The 14,369-nt window shown below is 74.7% G+C and carries 12 protein-coding genes and 1 pseudogene; 8 read left to right on the top strand and 5 right to left on the bottom strand.

Features of this window, described 5'->3' with window-relative positions:
• Positions 1-163 precede the first annotated feature (163 nt).
• Together N8I84_RS14910 and N8I84_RS14905 are read left to right on the top strand one after the other, a co-directional pair.
• On the top strand, positions 164-1,339 hold the full coding sequence (locus tag N8I84_RS14910; protein WP_263229991.1) for a ParB/RepB/Spo0J family partition protein: 1,176 nt from the start codon (positions 164-166) through the stop codon (positions 1,337-1,339).
• Between the two features lie 189 nt (positions 1,340-1,528).
• A complete protein-coding gene (locus N8I84_RS14905; protein WP_263229990.1) occupies positions 1,529-2,590 on the top strand; it encodes a LuxR C-terminal-related transcriptional regulator in 1,062 nt (353 codons plus the stop codon).
• Positions 2,591-2,620: 30 nt separating this feature from the next.
• Here N8I84_RS14905 and N8I84_RS14900 read toward each other — a convergent pair whose 3' ends face one another.
• Both N8I84_RS14900 and N8I84_RS14895 read right to left on the bottom strand, forming a co-directional pair.
• The gene (locus N8I84_RS14900; RefSeq protein WP_263229989.1) at positions 2,621-3,979 is read right to left on the bottom strand and encodes an NB-ARC domain-containing protein; all 1,359 of its coding nucleotides are present in this window, start codon (positions 3,977-3,979) and stop codon (positions 2,621-2,623) included.
• A gap of 5 nt (positions 3,980-3,984) precedes the next feature.
• Positions 3,985-4,905, bottom strand: coding sequence for an AfsR/SARP family transcriptional regulator (locus N8I84_RS14895; RefSeq protein WP_263229988.1), 921 nt, complete (start codon positions 4,903-4,905; stop codon positions 3,985-3,987).
• A 218-nt stretch (positions 4,906-5,123) separates the two neighbouring features.
• On the opposite strand from N8I84_RS14895, the gene N8I84_RS14890 reads away from it, so the two are divergent.
• From N8I84_RS14890 to N8I84_RS14865, 6 genes are all read left to right on the top strand, one after another.
• Positions 5,124-5,630: a PhzA/PhzB family protein gene (locus tag N8I84_RS14890; protein ID WP_308437743.1), complete on the top strand. Its 507-nt coding sequence runs from the start codon at positions 5,124-5,126 to the stop codon at positions 5,628-5,630.
• Positions 5,631-5,721: 91 nt separating this feature from the next.
• Complete coding sequence (locus N8I84_RS14885; protein WP_200417826.1) at positions 5,722-5,892, top strand: hypothetical protein; 171 nt, start codon at positions 5,722-5,724, stop codon at positions 5,890-5,892.
• Between the two features lie 44 nt (positions 5,893-5,936).
• Positions 5,937-6,278, top strand: coding sequence for a hypothetical protein (locus N8I84_RS14880; protein WP_263229987.1), 342 nt, complete (start codon positions 5,937-5,939; stop codon positions 6,276-6,278).
• Positions 6,275-6,892, top strand: a complete 618-nt coding sequence (gene phzG, locus N8I84_RS14875; RefSeq protein WP_263229986.1) for a phenazine biosynthesis FMN-dependent oxidase PhzG — start codon at positions 6,275-6,277, stop codon at positions 6,890-6,892. Before N8I84_RS14880 ends, phzG begins: the two co-directional genes overlap by 4 nt.
• A gap of 96 nt (positions 6,893-6,988) precedes the next feature.
• Positions 6,989-7,831, top strand: coding sequence for a PhzF family phenazine biosynthesis isomerase (locus N8I84_RS14870; protein ID WP_313884256.1), 843 nt, complete (start codon positions 6,989-6,991; stop codon positions 7,829-7,831).
• Positions 7,832-7,917: 86 nt separating this feature from the next.
• Complete coding sequence (locus N8I84_RS14865; RefSeq protein ID WP_263229985.1) at positions 7,918-10,434, top strand: helix-turn-helix domain-containing protein; 2,517 nt, start codon at positions 7,918-7,920, stop codon at positions 10,432-10,434.
• A gap of 76 nt (positions 10,435-10,510) precedes the next feature.
• Here N8I84_RS14865 and N8I84_RS14860 read toward each other — a convergent pair.
• From N8I84_RS14860 to N8I84_RS14850, 3 genes and pseudogenes are all read right to left on the bottom strand, one after another.
• Positions 10,511-11,718: pseudogene (locus N8I84_RS14860) on the bottom strand (3-deoxy-7-phosphoheptulonate synthase).
• Positions 11,715-13,682, bottom strand: coding sequence for an anthranilate synthase family protein (locus N8I84_RS14855; protein WP_263229984.1), 1,968 nt, complete (start codon positions 13,680-13,682; stop codon positions 11,715-11,717). The pseudogene N8I84_RS14860 and the gene N8I84_RS14855 overlap by 4 nt, the downstream one beginning before the upstream one ends.
• Entirely contained in the window at positions 13,679-14,341 is a 663-nt protein-coding gene (locus tag N8I84_RS14850; protein WP_263229983.1) for an isochorismatase family protein, read from the bottom strand. Before N8I84_RS14850 ends, N8I84_RS14855 begins: the two co-directional genes overlap by 4 nt.
• Positions 14,342-14,369 lie beyond the last annotated feature (28 nt).

The following is a 14,369-nucleotide window of genomic DNA, read 5'->3' as shown; positions in this document are numbered from 1 at the left end:
GCGGACGGCCCGAACCCCGAACGGCCCCGCCGCCCCGAAGGGGGACACGCACCATGCGGAACGCCACACATCTGTCACCGGCCGGGACCGCAGCTCGCACCCGGCTCCGTACGCCTCCTTGGATGCGACCCCGCACGACCGACCCGACCGGGGGGACAGCCACGTGAGCAGCACCGACTCCACCGACACGGGCGCACCGATCCGGGAGACCGGGACCGCCGTCCAGGGGAGCGCCCTGACCATCGGATCCTCGGGCGGCGGGTTACCGCTCAGCCTCGCGGACTCCGCGGCCCTGTTCCTGGACACGGCCGATCCCGAGGCCGCGCACCACAACAGACTCTCCCCCGTGGAGCTCGTCCCGATCGACTCACTGCTCCCGGCCGCGTCCCCGCGGCTGGGCGGGGAGGACGCGGCGCACGCACGGACGCTCGCCGGGTCCGGGGCGACCCTGCCGCCCGTCATCGTGCACCGTGCGACGATGCGGGTCGTCGACGGCATGCACCGGCTGCGCGCCGCGCGCCTGCGCGGCGAGGAACGGCTGCCGGTGCGGTTCTTCGACGGGTCGGAGCACGACGCCTTCGTGCTCGCCGTCGAGTTGAACGTCAAACACGGCCTGCCGCTGTCCACGGCCGACCGCACCGCGGCCGCCCACCGCATCCTGCGCACCCATCCCCAGTGGTCCGACCGGGCCATCGCCTCGGTGGTCGGCCTGTCCGCCCGCACCGTGTGCGCGATCCGCCAGCGCATGGAGGGCCCGGAACCGCAGGCCGCGGTCCGCGTGGGACGCGACGGGCGGGTCCGCCCGCTGAGCACCGCCGAGGCCCGCCGCCAGGCCGGCGCGTTCATCGCGGCGCACCCCGAGGCGTCCCTGCGCGCCGTCGCGGCCGCGGTCGGCATCTCGCCGGGCACGGTCAGGGACGTACGCCAGCGGGTACTGCGGGGTGAGGACCCCGTACCCCCCGGGCAGCGGGAGCGGCGGGCCGCCAAGACGGCCGGGCAGGACAGGTCGGTCAACGGGACCGAGGGAGCCGACGGGGACACGGACCGCGTGGGCCGCCCGGCGCGGACCCGCGGCGGACGCGGCGCGGCCGGACGCCCGGCGGCAGAGGAGCGGGACGAGTTGCTGCGGGTGCTCAGCCGCGACCCGTCGGTACGGCTCACCGAGAACGGCCGCTACCTGCTGCGGCTGATGGCCACCCATGCCGTCCCCGCCGAGCGCCGCCGCCAGCTCGCCGACAGCGTGCCGCCGCACTGCACCGGCATCGCCGCCGGCCTGGCCCGGCAGTGCGCCGAGGCCTGGCTCGACCTGGCCCGCAGCCTGGACGGCCGGGCCGGATGACGCCCGGCCGAAGCGCCCCCGACGGACACCGGAAGGCGCGGTCCGCCCACCCGCCGGAGCGCCCGTCGGCGCACCACGCGTGCAACTGCCGCACCCCGGCGGTCGCACACCGCCGGGCCGCGTCCCTCGCGCGCCTTCTCCCCTCCGTGAACCCTCCGATCCGACCCACCCCCCGACGAGGAACCGACGATGCTTGACGAACTCGGACTGGGCCCGGACGCCGCAGCCGTGTACGGCGTCATGCTCAGGACTCCACAGCTGGGACGGCAGGAACTGGCCGGGATCCTGGGCTGGGCGCCCGACCGGATCGAGGACGCGTGGGACGAACTGCTCCGCCTGGCGCTGCTGCGGCCCTCCGAGGAGCGGCCCGGACGCATGCGGCTCGTCGACCCCGAGCTGAGCCTGCAGCGCCTGCTGGCCCGCCAGGAACAGCGGCTCCTGGAGCGGCAGAAGGCCGTCGCGGAGGCCCGGTTCGAAATCAGCCGCATGCTGATCGAGCTCATGGACGAGGCCCCGGGCACCGGGCCCAGCGGGGTCAGGCAGTTCACCGGCGAGGACGCTGTCCGCTCCCGGCTGGAGCGGTACGCGTACGGCTGCGAGCGCGAGTTCGCCCTGTTCGCTCCGCGCGGCCCGCGGCTGGAGAGCTCGCCGGAGGCCTCCCGCGTGCTGGAGCAGGGAGTGGTCGGCCGCCGCCTGCGCGCCCGCTACCTGTGCGTGACCGGCCTCGCCGGCGACCGGGACGCCCTCGCCCACGCCCGCTGGCTTCGGGGCAGCGGGGCCGAGGTGCGCGCGGTGCCCGAACTCCCGTTGCGCATGGCGTTGTTCGACGGCCGCACCGCGGTGCTGCTGCGCGATCCGGACCAGCTGGACGAGGGCATCCTGGTCCTGGACGGCGGCCCCGCCGTCACCGCCCTGAACGCCCTCTTCGAGCTGCAGTGGCAGCGCTCCGAGCCGCTCGACCCCGAGCCGGAGCCGGCCGACGACGAACGCCCCACCGGCCAGGAACGCGCGGTCCTCGAACTGCTCGCGGCCGGGCACACCGACGAGGTCGTCGCCCGCAAACTGGGGATATCGGTGCGCACCGGACGCCGTGTCACGGCGCACCTGCTCGAACGCCTGCAAGCTCGCAGCCGCTTCCAGGCGGGTGTCCTCGCCGCCGCCCGCGGCTGGCTCACCCCGGTCCCGCAGCCGCCCTCGCCCGTGCGGGCGGCCCCCGCACGGCGAGGGAGGAGCGACCGTGGCGCGAGGTGAGGAGAGGGCGGACCGGCCGCAGACCCGCCCTCAGGCCGCGCCGGGTGCCCCTGTCACGACCGGGGTGTGGGCCTGACCGGGTGCCGTTGCCAGGGCTGGGGTGTGGGCCTGACCGGGTGCCGTTGTCAGGGCTGGGGTGTGGGCCTGACCGGGTGCCGTTGTCAGGGCTGGGGTGTGGGCCTGACCGGGTGCCGTTGTCAGGGCTGGGGTGTGGGCCTGACCGGGTGCCGTTGTCAGGGCTGGGGTGTGGGCCTGACCGGGTGCCGTTGTCAGGGCTGGGGTGTGGGCCTGACCGGGTGCCGTTGTCAGGGCTGGGGTGTGGGCCTGACCGGGTGCCGTTGTCAGGGCTGGGGTGTGGGCCTTACCGGGTGCCGTTGCCAGGGCTGGGGTGTGGGCCTTACCGGGTGCCGTTGCCAGGGCTGGGGTGTGGGCCACGCCGGGGGTCCCCGTCACGGTCGGGGCCTGGGCTTGATCAGGTGCCCCTGCCCCGGCCTGGGTCTGACCGGAGGCCGGAGCTTCGAGGGAGCGGGCGAACAGCTGTACCAGACCGGGGCAGCGGTACAGCGGCTGTCCCTGGTCGTCGATCGCCGACAGGTCCAGCAGGCGGGCGTCGGCCAGCCGGTCCAGGGCCTGCTCGAACGACGCGGGCTCCGCGCTCCCGGCCCGCCCGGCGGCCTCCGCCGCGGTGAACGGGCGCAGGCCCAGAGCGGGGAGGCTCCGCAGCACCGCGACGGCGGTGTCGTCGAGGTCGTGCAGCGAGTGGGCCAGGCTCGCGGCCACGGACAGCTCGCCGTACCGCAATTCCCCGAGCCTCGCCTCGGGTTCGGCGAGGCGGTCGGCCAGCCAGGACAGGGGGAGCCGCGGCCGGGCGGCCAGGCGGGCGCCCACCGCGCGCAGCGCCAGCGGCAGCCCTTCGCAGTACGCCACCAGGTCCCGTGCCGCCTCCGGTTCGCGGGCCAGCCGCGACGCCCCGGCCATCGCCCCCAGGAGCGTCAACGACTCGCCGGGGCGCAGCGGTTCGAGGACCACCGTGCGTATGCCGGAGACCGCCGCCGGATGCGTCCGGGCGGTGACCACCACCGCGGATCCGGTCCCGCCCGGCAGCAGCGGGTCCAACTGCCGCTCCTCCACCAGGTTGTCGAGGATCACCAGCAGCGCCTTGCCCGCCGTGCGGGCGCGGTAGCGCTGCACGTACGCGGGCAGGGCGGCGCCCGCCAGGTTCTCGGCGCTGTCGCCGAGCGCCCGCAGCAGCTCGGACAGCACCGTGCGCGGGTTCCGCGGCGCGCCGTCCGGCGCGCGCAGGTCGGCGTACAGCTGACCCTCGGGGAAGGAGGACGCGACCGTGTGCGCCACCTGCACGGCCAGCGTCGACTTGCCGACGCCCGCCATGCCGGTCAGCAGGAAGCGCCGCGGACGCTGCGGTGCCCCCTCGCCCTCGTCCCACGGCGGCAACAGCCGGGCGAGCTCGGCCAGTTCCCGCTGCCGCCCGGTGAAGTCGTCCGCGGGGGCGGCAGCATCGCCGGCGCGTCGGCCGCCGCGGCCGGCACCGGGGCGGCGGCGCGCCCGGTCGGCGGCACCGCCAGGACCGGGGTGTTGTTCAGCACGGTCTGGTACGCGGCGCTGAGCGTCGGCCCCGGATCCACACCGAGCTCGTCGGCAAGCAGCTGCCGTCCGTGGTGGTACACCGCGAGCGCGTCGCTCTGCCGGTCGCAGCGGTACAGCGCGGTCATCAGCTGGGCGCGCAGCCGCTCGCGCAGCGGGAACGCGTGCACCAGGCCCGTCAGCTCCGCGATCAGCTCCCGGTGCCTGCCCAGCGACAGATCCGCCTCCAGACGGTCCTCCAGGGCCAGTGCCCGGGCCTCCTCCAGCCGGGGCCGCTCCGCGTCCGCCAGATGCTCCGTCACATCGGCGAGCGCCGTCCCGCGCCACAACCGCAGCGCCTGCCCCAGCCGCCGGCTCGCCCGCTCGAACTGCCGCTGGCGCAGCGCCCGTGCCCCCTCGGCCGCCAACTGCTCGAATTCCAGAACGTCGACGGCGGCGTCCTCGGCGTGCAGCAGATAGCCGGACTGCTGCCGCTCGAGCCGCACCGAAGGACCCAGCAGCCGTCGCAGCCGCGACATGTAGGTGTACAGCTGCGCGGTCCGGGTGTCCGGCGGATGCCAGCCCCACAGCGCCGAGGTCAGCGCGGAGTCCGGCACGGGCCAGCCGCGGGCGAGGACCAGGGCCGCGAGCGCCGTGCGCACCTTCGCACCCGGCAGGGGGACCGCGCCGCGCTCGCCCAGCACCTCGACATTTCCCAGCAGCCGGAATTCCATCGCCCTCTCCTTGCCCCGTGGCGGAGTCGTCTCCGTTCCGGCATTCTGCGCGAACGGTCGGCCCGGATTCAGCAGGACAGGGCGTCAGGAAGCTGCGCGGGCAGGACGTTGCCACGCGCGTATAGACGAAATATGGCAGCGCGCTCCCCGGCTATAGACACCCGTCCCACGGTGGCGGGCGGCAGCACTCATTCGTCCGTACGACGCCGGAGGACACCGTGTCCGACACCGCACAGCTGAACGGCACCGCCGACACCGCGGTCTTCGCCGACGAGGCCGAACTGCGGCGCGCCAACCGCGCCGCCGTCGAGACGTACATGCACACGCTGGGCCAGGACCGCCTGACGCGGCATCACCTGTTCACGGAGGACGGGGTGGGCGGCCTGTGGACGGCCGACACCCCGGGCCCCATCGCCATCCACGGCCGCGACCGCCTGGGCGAGCACGCCGTCTGGTCGCTGCGGTGCTTCCCCGACTGGGTCTGGTACAACATCGAGATCTACGAGACCCAGGACCCGAACCGCTTCTGGGTCGAGTGCGACGGCAAGGGGAAGATTCTGTTCCCCGGCTATCCCGAGGGCTATTACGAGAACCACTTCATTCACTCGTTCCTGCTGGAGAACGGAAAGATCAAGCAGGCCCGGGAATTCATGAACCCGTTCAACCAGCTCCGCGCGCTCGGCATCGACGTCCCGCAGATCAAGCGGGAAGGAATTCCCACCTAGTCCCCCTGGACGGCCCGTGCCGAAAAGGCCGTGCCGGACAGCCCGCGTCGAAGAGTTCGCGTCGAAGAGTTCCCGGCGACGAGGAGTCGTGGTGTCCCCGAAGGAAAAGGCTGCACGCCGCCGGGCCCTGGGCCGCACGCGGCGCACCACTCGGTACGGCCTGCCGCGGAGCCTGGACGTCTGGGCGCACTGCGCGCCGATCAGGCTCGCCGGCTGCGAGGACGTGCCGAACGAGACGCACATCCTGCGCGGCATCGACTGACGGCGGCGGCCCCCGCCGCCTCACCCGAGAAAGGTTCACATGTCATGAGGGCCATGGTCGCCTGGTGGGATCTGAGCGAATCCGACCAGACCATCGAAACCCTGCGGAACTTCCTGCGCGACGAGGCCGTCGACGCATGGAACCGCCAGCCCGGACTGATCTACAAATTCTGGATCGCCGACCAGGAGCACAACCGCTGGGGCGCCGTCTTCATCTGGGAGTCGGCCGAGGCGTCCGCGCCCCCGCATCCGCGCAGCGCCGCGGAACTCATCGGCTACCCGCCCACTCAGCGCTCGGTGTTCGACATCGAGGCCGTCGCGGAAGGCATCCACGAGCTGGCCGGCATCTCCAGCCTCGCGGGCCTCGGCCGCGCGCTGCAGGTATGAGCACGACGGAGGCGCACGTGACCGCGACGCCGGTGGACCCGCCCTTCCCCGACGACCCCATCGGGCTGCTCAGAACCTGGTTCGGCACGGCCGCCGAAGAAGGGGTGCGGGAGCCGGGAGCCATGGCGCTGGCCACCGCGGACGAGGGCGGCCGCCCCTCCAGCCGTACCGTCCAGGTCAACACGATCACCGACCGCGGCCTGGTGTTCACCACCCACGCGGGCAGCCGCAAGGGCCGCGAACTTGCCCGGCGCCCCCGGGCGTCCGCGGTGCTGTACTGGCGCGAGAACGGCCGTCAGATCGTCCTCGAAGGCCCCGTCGAGCGGCTGCCGGACGCCGAGGCGGACCACCTGTGGGCGGTGCGCCCGGTGGTCACGCACGCCATGTCCACGGTCTCCCGGCAGAGCGAACCCCTCGACGACGAGGAGCGGCTGCGCGCCGAGGCCGCCCGGCTCACCGGGCTCGGCGCCCTGCCCCGGCCGGAGTCCTTCGCCGGATACCTGCTGACCCCCGACGCGGTGGAGTTCTGGCAGGCCCGCACCGACCGGCTGCACCACCGGCTGGTCTACCAGCGGACCGACCGGGGCTGGACGACGAGCCGCCTGCAGCCGTGACGCGCCCCGGCCCCGCACCTCGGGGTGCGGGGCCGTCCCCCCTCCCTACGACAGAAAGGTGACGGACATGGCTCCGGCGCCCGCGCGATTGGACGGATGATGCACGCCTACATGGTGGCTGACGCCTTTACGAGCACGCGTCTCGAGGGCAACCCGGTGGCCGTTTTTCTGGACGCGGCCGACATACCCGGCCCGCGGATGCAGCGCATCGCCCGGGAGATGAACCTGTCGGAGACCACCTTCGTGCTGCCGCCCCAGGAGGGCGGCGACGCGCGCATCCGTATCTTCACCCCGGTCAACGAGCTCCCCTTCGCGGGTCATCCGCTGCTGGGCACGGCCATCGTGCTCGGTGAGTCGGTCCGGGCCAACCGCCTCCGGCTCGAGACGGCGATGGGAGTGATCCCCTTCGTCTTCGACCGCGGCGACGACGGGAGGATCGTCTCGGCACGGATGCGGCAGCCGATCCCGACCTGGGAGGTGTACGAGCACGCCGACGAACTCCTCGCCGCTCTCGGCCTCGACTCCTCCACCCTGCCGGTGACCGCGTACCGCAACGGCCCCCGGCACGTCTACGTGGGCCTCGAGAGCATCGAGGCGCTCTCCGCCCTCGAACCCGACCACAAGGCGCTCGCCAAGTTCCCGGACATGGCCGCCAACTGCTTCGCGGGATCCGGCGCGCAATGGCGCAACCGCATGTTCTCGCCCGCCTACGGCGTCGTCGAGGACGCGGCGACCGGCTCCGCGGCCGGCCCGCTGGCCCTGCACCTGGCCCGGCACGGCCTGGTCGAGTTCGGCCGGCAGATCGAGATCCAGCAGGGCGTCGAGATGGGGCGCCTGTCCACCATGCTCGCCACCGCGTCCGGCCGGGCCGACCACGTGGAGTCGATCGAGGTGGGCGGCTCCGCGGTCATCGTCGCCCGCGCCGGACTCATGGCCTGACACCGGCGTGAACGACGCCACGGGCGCCCGGCACCCGGCCGGCGCCCGGCACCGGAGCACCCAGCGGACAAAGGAGTGACCGCACCATGCCGATCACGCCGTACGCCGGCGCCGCATGGCCCCTCACGGCCAGGGAGACCGAACTGGCGGACGTCGCCACCGCGGTGGAGCGCGGCGGCGCCCTCCTCGTCGGAGAGCCCGGCACCGGAAAGAGCAGGCTGCTCGCGGCCGCCATGCAGGCGGCACGGCACGCCGGGCACACCACCGTGTGGCTGCACGACCCGCGCGCCACCGACCTGGACCGGCACTTCGGCGAGGCGGACGGCGGGGGGCGGACCGTCGTCGGGGCCGACGACGTGCACCTGCTGGTACCGGGCGCGGCGGAGCGGCTGTACACGCTGGTCCGCGCCGGCCGGGCCGCCCTGCTCGGGGCGGCCCCGTCCGGCATGCCGCTGCCGGACGGCGTCTCCCGGTTGTGGGTCGAGGGCCGGGTCGAGCGGATCCCCGTCGAGCCGTTCGACCCGGCCGCGGCCGAAACCCTGCTGCGGGCCCGGCTCGGCGGCCGGATCGCCCGGCAGAGCCTGGACGGGCTGTGGTCGCTGACCCTGGGCAACGCCCAGTTCCTGTGCGAGATCGTCGAATCCGCGCTCGCCGAGGGCGCCTTGCGGCTCGGCGGCGACACCTGGCAGTGGCACGGCCCCGCCGGCGAGCCCTCCGACCGGCTCGCCGAGATGGTGCGGCTGCGGCTCGGCCCGCTCGCCGACGACGAGGCGGAGCTTGCCGCGATGATCGCCCTCGCCGGACCGCTGGAGGCCGGTCTGGCACCGGTCGAGGACCTCATCCACGCCGCCGAGTCCCTCAACCGGCGCGGCGTCGTGGTCACCGAACGCGACGGCAAACGGCTACGGCTGCGCCTCGCCCACCCGCTGTACGCGCCCGTGCTCACCGCCGGGCTGCCCGATCTGACCGCCCGGCGGCTGCGGCTGCGGCTGGCGGAGGCCATCGAGGCGACCGGCGCCCGCCGCACCGACGACGGTTCTCGCACGGTCGCGCTGCGGCTCGCCGCGGGCGACGAGCTCCCGCCGCACCGGCTGCTCGCGGCGGCCGACGCGGCCCTGCGCCGCCGCGACTTCGCCCTCGCCGAGCGCCTGGGCCGCCTGGGACTCGCGGCGCAGGGCGACCGGGACCACGGCGGGGGTGGTCCCGGTGCCCTGCTGGCGCGGGCGCTCGCCGGGCAGGGGCGGTACCAGGAGGCGGAGGCGGAGTTCGCCCGGGGAACCGGGGACGAGGCGGCGCGGGCCCTCAACCTGGCCTGGGGCCTGCACCGGGTCCCCGAGGCCGCCGCGCTCGTGGAGACGGCCGCCGCGAGGCGCCCCGACGACCCCGAGCTGCTCGGTGCCCGTACCGTCCTGCAGTTGCTGCGGGACGACACCGGCGACGCGGCCGGCACCGGGCTCCCGGGCCCGGACGCCGCCGCCCTGGTCGTGCCGCCCGTGGCGCTGGCACGGATCGAACGCGGCGACGCCGCCGGCGCGCTCGCGCTGCTGGGGCAGGTGCGCGACCGGATGGACGGGTGGGAGGCCGAACACCGGCTGGCGGCCCGGCTGCTGACCAGCCGCGCCGCGTTCCACGCCGGCCGGACCGCCGAGCTGTCCGCCGCACTCGACGGGATCCGTCACGACAGCGCGGGCAGCCGCGGCGAGATCCGCGGCGCGGTGGTGCGGGCCCGCACCTACCGCAGCGCCGGGCGCTACGACGAGGCCGTCGCGCTGCTGCGGCGGGCCTGCGCCCGCGACGACCGCGCCGACTGGTTCACCACTCCCGCCTGGACGCTCTCCCAGCTGGCCGGTGCGCTCGCCGAGGCCGGTGAGCACACCGAGGCCGTACGGACCGTCGTCGAGGCCCGCGCGGTCGAGCGGCAGTCCGTGGCCTACCCGCTCGCCGTGGACGGCGCCGCCCTCGAGCACGCCCTCGTCCTCGCGTACACCGGCGACCTCGCGGGCGCCGCGCGCCGCGCCCGCGAGGTCGCCTCCCGAGCGGCCGCGGCCGGGCGCCTGCAGCAGGCGGTCACCGCCCTGCACCTGGCGGGCCGGGTCGGTGACGCGGCGGCTTCCGCCGCGGACCTCGCCCGGCTGGTCCGCGAGGACGACGGCGGGTACCCGGCGCTGCTCGCCACCCACGTCCGGGCCCTGGCCCGGCGTGACGGCGACGCGCTGGACACGGTCGCCGACCGGTTCGCCTCGTTCGGTGCGCCGCCGCTCGCCGCCGAGGCGTCCGCGCAGGCCGCCCGCGCGCATCAGGCGGCCGGCCGCCGTCGTCGGGGTCGCGCCGCACGCGTGCGGTGCGCGGAGCTCCTCGCCGCGTACGACGGTGATCTCCCGCCCTGGGCACCCGCATCGGCGTCCTGGACGGAACCCGCCCCGGGCACGGCCCGGCTGACCGCCCGGGAGCGCGAGGTCGCCTCGCTGGCCGCCTCCCGGCTGTCCAACCAGGAGATAGCCGACCGGCTCGTCGTCTCCGTGCGCACGGTGGAGAACCACCTGCACCGGGTGTACGGGAAGCTCGGCGTCACCGCCCGCACGGAGCTCGCCCACCATCTGTGAGCCCCCTCCCTCTCGTCCGTCCCCTCCATGAAGGGCCCCGGCCGTCCGGCCGGGGCCCTTCGCGCGGCCGGCTGGCTCACCCGGCCACCGGGGTGGCCAACTCACCGACGAGCCGGGCCAGTTCCAGCGTCTGACTGCGGTTGAGCCGCGGGTCGCAGGCCGTCTCGTAGCGGAGCGGCAGGTCGGCCGGGGCGACGCCGGCGCCGACGCACTCCGTGACCTCCTCCCCGGTCATCTCCAGGTGCAGGCCGCCCGGGTGCGTGCCCAGCGACCGGTGCACCTCGAAGAAGCCGGTGACCTCGTCGAGGACCGCGTCGAAGTGCCGGGTCTTGTGCCCCGACGGCGCGTTGTAGGTGTTGCCGTGCATCGGGTCGCATATCCACACCACCGGCCCGCCCGCCGCGGCGACGCTCTCCACCAGCGGCGGCAGCGCGTCCCGCACCCGGTCGGCGCCCATCCGCGCGACGAGCGTGAGCCGCCCGGCTCCCGGTCCGGGTCGAGCCGCTCGATCAGGGCCAGCACCTCGGCGGGCGTGGCCGTCGGGCCGACCTTCACCGCGACGGGGTTGCGGATCCGGGAGAGGTAGTCGATGTGCGCCCCGTCCGTCTGCCGGGTCCGCTCGCCGACCCACAGCAGGTGTCCGGAGCCCGCGTACGAGTCGCCGGTCCGGGCGTCCGGCCGGGTCAGCGGGTGCTCGTAGTCGAGCAGGAGCGCCTCGTGCGAGACGAACATCTCCCGCTGGCCGAGAGCCGTGCGCCGTTCGGTGAGCAGCGAGCGCACGGCGTTCAGCGTCGCCCCGGCCGCCGCGTACACCTGCAGCATCCGGTGCGGGTCCGGGGTGCGGGCCTCGGCGGTGAACTCCGGGCCGTTCACGGCGTCACCCCGGTACGACGGCAGAGTCACCCCGTCCCGGGTCTCCACCGGCTGGGAGCGGGGTTTGGCGTACTGGCCGGCGAGCCGCGCCACGACCACGACCGGGAGGAACATCGCCTCGCTCAGCTCGTCGGCCGTATCGAACAGGGTGTCCATCTTGCGTGAGACCGTGTCGAGCGACAGGTCGCGGAAGGTCTCCGCGCAGTCGCCGCCCTGAAGGAGGAACGCCTTGCCGGCCGCCACGGCGGCGAGCCTCCGGCGCAGGACGTCGCACTCGGTCGGCAGCACCAGCGGCAGCGCGGTCAGCAGCCGATCCCGGACGGTCCGCAGGGCCTCGGGGTCGGGCCACACCGGCTGCTGGAGCGCCTCGGGCACGGCAAGGGACGACGACGGGGGCAGAAGGGCGCTCATGCGACTTCCTCGCGTTCCGAGTAGGGGAGGGGCGAACGGAGACGGGCCGGGAACAGGCCGCTGACCAGGCGTTCGAAGGTGTGCACGCCGGCCCGTGACATGACGGACTCGGGATGGAACTGCACGGACGCGAAGCCCGCGCCGCGCAACCCGTGGACCTCGCCGGTGGCCGGGTCCCGGGCGACCTGAACGGGGCCGGGGCGGGCGGCGGGGCCGGGGAACGTGTCCGCCGCGCTCACCGCGGTGAACGTGTTGTAGAAGTAGACGTCCTCGCGGTGCTCGAACAGGTCGATGGTGCGCTGCACGCCTTGGTTGGGCACGTCCTTGCGGACCAGTTCCAGGCCGAGGACCGAACTGAGGATCTGATGGCCCAGGCACACCGACAGAAACGGCGTGCCCCGGCGCAGCAACTCCCCGGTGAGCGCCCGCATGTGGGCGATCTTCGGATGGGCGGTGTCCCGGGGGTCGCCCGGTCCCGGGCCCACCACGACCAGGTCGTTGCCGTCGAGGTCGTACGCCTCGTCGAACCGGCGCACCACGACCTCGAGCCCCAGGGCCCGCATCAGGTCGGCGCCCATCGCCGTGAACGTGTCCTCGGCGTCCACGAACAGGGCCCGCAGCCCGGCCAGCGGCGAGTCGGCCGTCCGCCGTCGCCGCGGGTCGGCGCGCCAGAACGGAGCCAGCGGTTCGTTGCGGGCGGACAGGGCGAGGGCGACCGCCGGCAGCAGGCTCAGCCGGCGGGCAGCCGCGGCGGCCGGGGACACCTCGCCCGGTTCCGCCGCGGTGGCGCCCGGGTCGCCGTGCACCACGGCCAGCAGGCCCGCCGCCTTGGCCCGCGTCTCGGCGGCCTCCGCGTACGGGTCGGAGTCCCGCACCAGGGTCGCCCCGACGCTCAGCCGCAGCGTGCCCGCGGCGTCCACCTCGGCGGTGCGGATCAGGATCGCCGTGTCCAGGGCGCGCTCACCCGCGGCGTCCCGGCCGATCAGCGCGGCCACGCCCGCGTAGTAACCCCGGCCGTCCGGCTCGTACTTGGAGATCACCCGGCAGGCACTCTCCAGGGGGCTGCCGGTGACGGTCGGCGCGAACAGCGTCTCGTGCAGGACGGTGCGCACATCGAGCCGGGAATGCCCCTCGACGAAGTACTCGGTGTGCGCGAGCCGGTCCATGGCGCGCAGCCGGGGGCCCACCACGCGGCCGCCGCCCTCGCAGATCCGGCTCATCATCTTCAGTTCCTCGTCGACGACCATGTACAGCTCGTTGGCCTCCTTGCGGTCGGCCAGGAACTCAAGGAGGCCTTCTGCGGACGGGCCGGACTCCGGGTAGCGGTAGGTGCCGCTGATCGGGTTCATCACGGCGGTGCCCGCGTCGAGGGTGATGTGCCGCTCGGGGCTCGCGCCGAGCAGGGTGCGCTCCCCGGTGTGGATCAGGAAGGTCCAGTAGGCGCCCGCCGAGTGGCGCAGCAGCCGCTTGAAGAGCGCGAGCGCGGCCTGCGGCGACCAGTGGTCGAACTGCGTCACGAAGGTGCGCTTGAGGACGAAGTTGGCGCCGGCGCCGGTGCCGATCTCCTCGTCGACGACGCGGCGCACGGCGTCGGCGTAGGCGTCGTCGTCCAGGTCGAAGCCCAGGTCGCGGGCGCTCAGCGGCACGTCGGGGAGCCGGTCGAGCACCTCGCCGACCGGTGCCGAGGCCTGGTGCTCGATGCTCATCACCGTCAGCGGCGCCCTGTCGTCGGGCGCCTCGAAGCCGCGCTCGGCGATCTGCCGGTAGGGCAGCAGCACCAGCGCCTCGTGGCGTGCGCGCCCGCCCGGGGCGGGCAGCGGCACCTCGGCGAGGGCGTCCGCCTGGTGCAGGGTGCCGGTGAGCAGGTCGATCCGCTCGGCGGCCGTCTCCGGGCGGTGCAGCAGCGCGAACGCCGCGGGCGGGGTCGGACCGGTCAGCGCGTCCAGCAGGTCCGGGTACGTCATCGCAGGGCTCCGGTGGTCTGAAGGGCCAGGGCGTCGCACACGTCGGCCGCGGTCACGACCATGGCGCAGCGCTTGGCCGCGTACTCCACGGCCATGCGGTGGTCCCGCTCGCTGAAGTCGGCGACGGCGTCCGCCACGAAGAACGGCTGGATGTCGTGCGCCATGGCCTCGCAGGCGGTCTGCAGCAGGCCCACGTGTGCGTACACGCCGCACAGGATCAGCTGGTCGCGTCCGCTGTCGCGGAGCAGGTCCAGCAGCCCGGTGCGGAAGAAGGCGCTGGGGCGCCACTTGGTGAAGACGGTGTCGCCGGGGTCCGGCGCCAGGGACGCGGGGATGTCCCGGTCGGCCGCGGTCGCGCGCATGCCCTCGCCCCAGAAGTCCTTGAGCAGGCCGCGCTCGGCGGGCGTCATGCTGCCGGGCTGGGCGGTGTACGCCACCGGCACGCCGGAGACCGCCGCCGCGCGCCGTACGGCGGTGGCGTGGGCGAGGAGTTCGGGTCCCGGGGAGCGGTCGCCGAAGCACCTGAGGAAGTAGTGCTGCATGTCGTGGACGAGCAGCAGCGCCCGGCGCGGGTCCACCGTCCAGGAGACGGTGTTCGCGGGCAGGTCGGCGCGGGTGGGCAGGGAATAGGGCGGTACCGGCGGAATGGTGTTCGCCATGGTCCGGGCCTCCTGGGTAGGGAACGGG

It is taken from the genome of Streptomyces cynarae (genome assembly GCF_025642135.1).
GTDB classification, from domain to species: domain Bacteria; phylum Actinomycetota; class Actinomycetes; order Streptomycetales; family Streptomycetaceae; genus Streptomyces; species Streptomyces cynarae.
Note: the sequence above shows the minus strand (reverse complement) of the source record. Positions and strands in the feature narration are given on the sequence as shown.

Coding starts and splice junctions, on each gene's coding strand:
- N8I84_RS14905 (WP_263229990.1), top strand. CDS start 1,529: ATGCTTGACGAACTCGGACTGGGCCCGGACGCCGCAGCCGTGTACGGC.
- N8I84_RS14880 (WP_263229987.1), top strand. CDS start 5,937: ATGAGGGCCATGGTCGCCTGGTGGGATCTGAGCGAATCCGACCAGACC.
- N8I84_RS14865 (WP_263229985.1), top strand. CDS start 7,918: ATGCCGATCACGCCGTACGCCGGCGCCGCATGGCCCCTCACGGCCAGG.
- N8I84_RS14850 (WP_263229983.1), bottom strand. CDS start 14,341: ATGGCGAACACCATTCCGCCGGTACCGCCCTATTCCCTGCCCACCCGC.
- N8I84_RS14855 (WP_263229984.1), bottom strand. CDS start 13,682: ATGACGTACCCGGACCTGCTGGACGCGCTGACCGGTCCGACCCCGCCC.
- N8I84_RS14900 (WP_263229989.1), bottom strand. CDS start 3,979: ATGGCGGGCGTCGGCAAGTCGACGCTGGCCGTGCAGGTGGCGCACACG.
- phzG (WP_263229986.1), top strand. CDS start 6,275: ATGAGCACGACGGAGGCGCACGTGACCGCGACGCCGGTGGACCCGCCC.
- N8I84_RS14895 (WP_263229988.1), bottom strand. CDS start 4,905: ATGGAATTCCGGCTGCTGGGAAATGTCGAGGTGCTGGGCGAGCGCGGC.
- N8I84_RS14870 (WP_313884256.1), top strand. CDS start 6,989: ATGATGCACGCCTACATGGTGGCTGACGCCTTTACGAGCACGCGTCTC.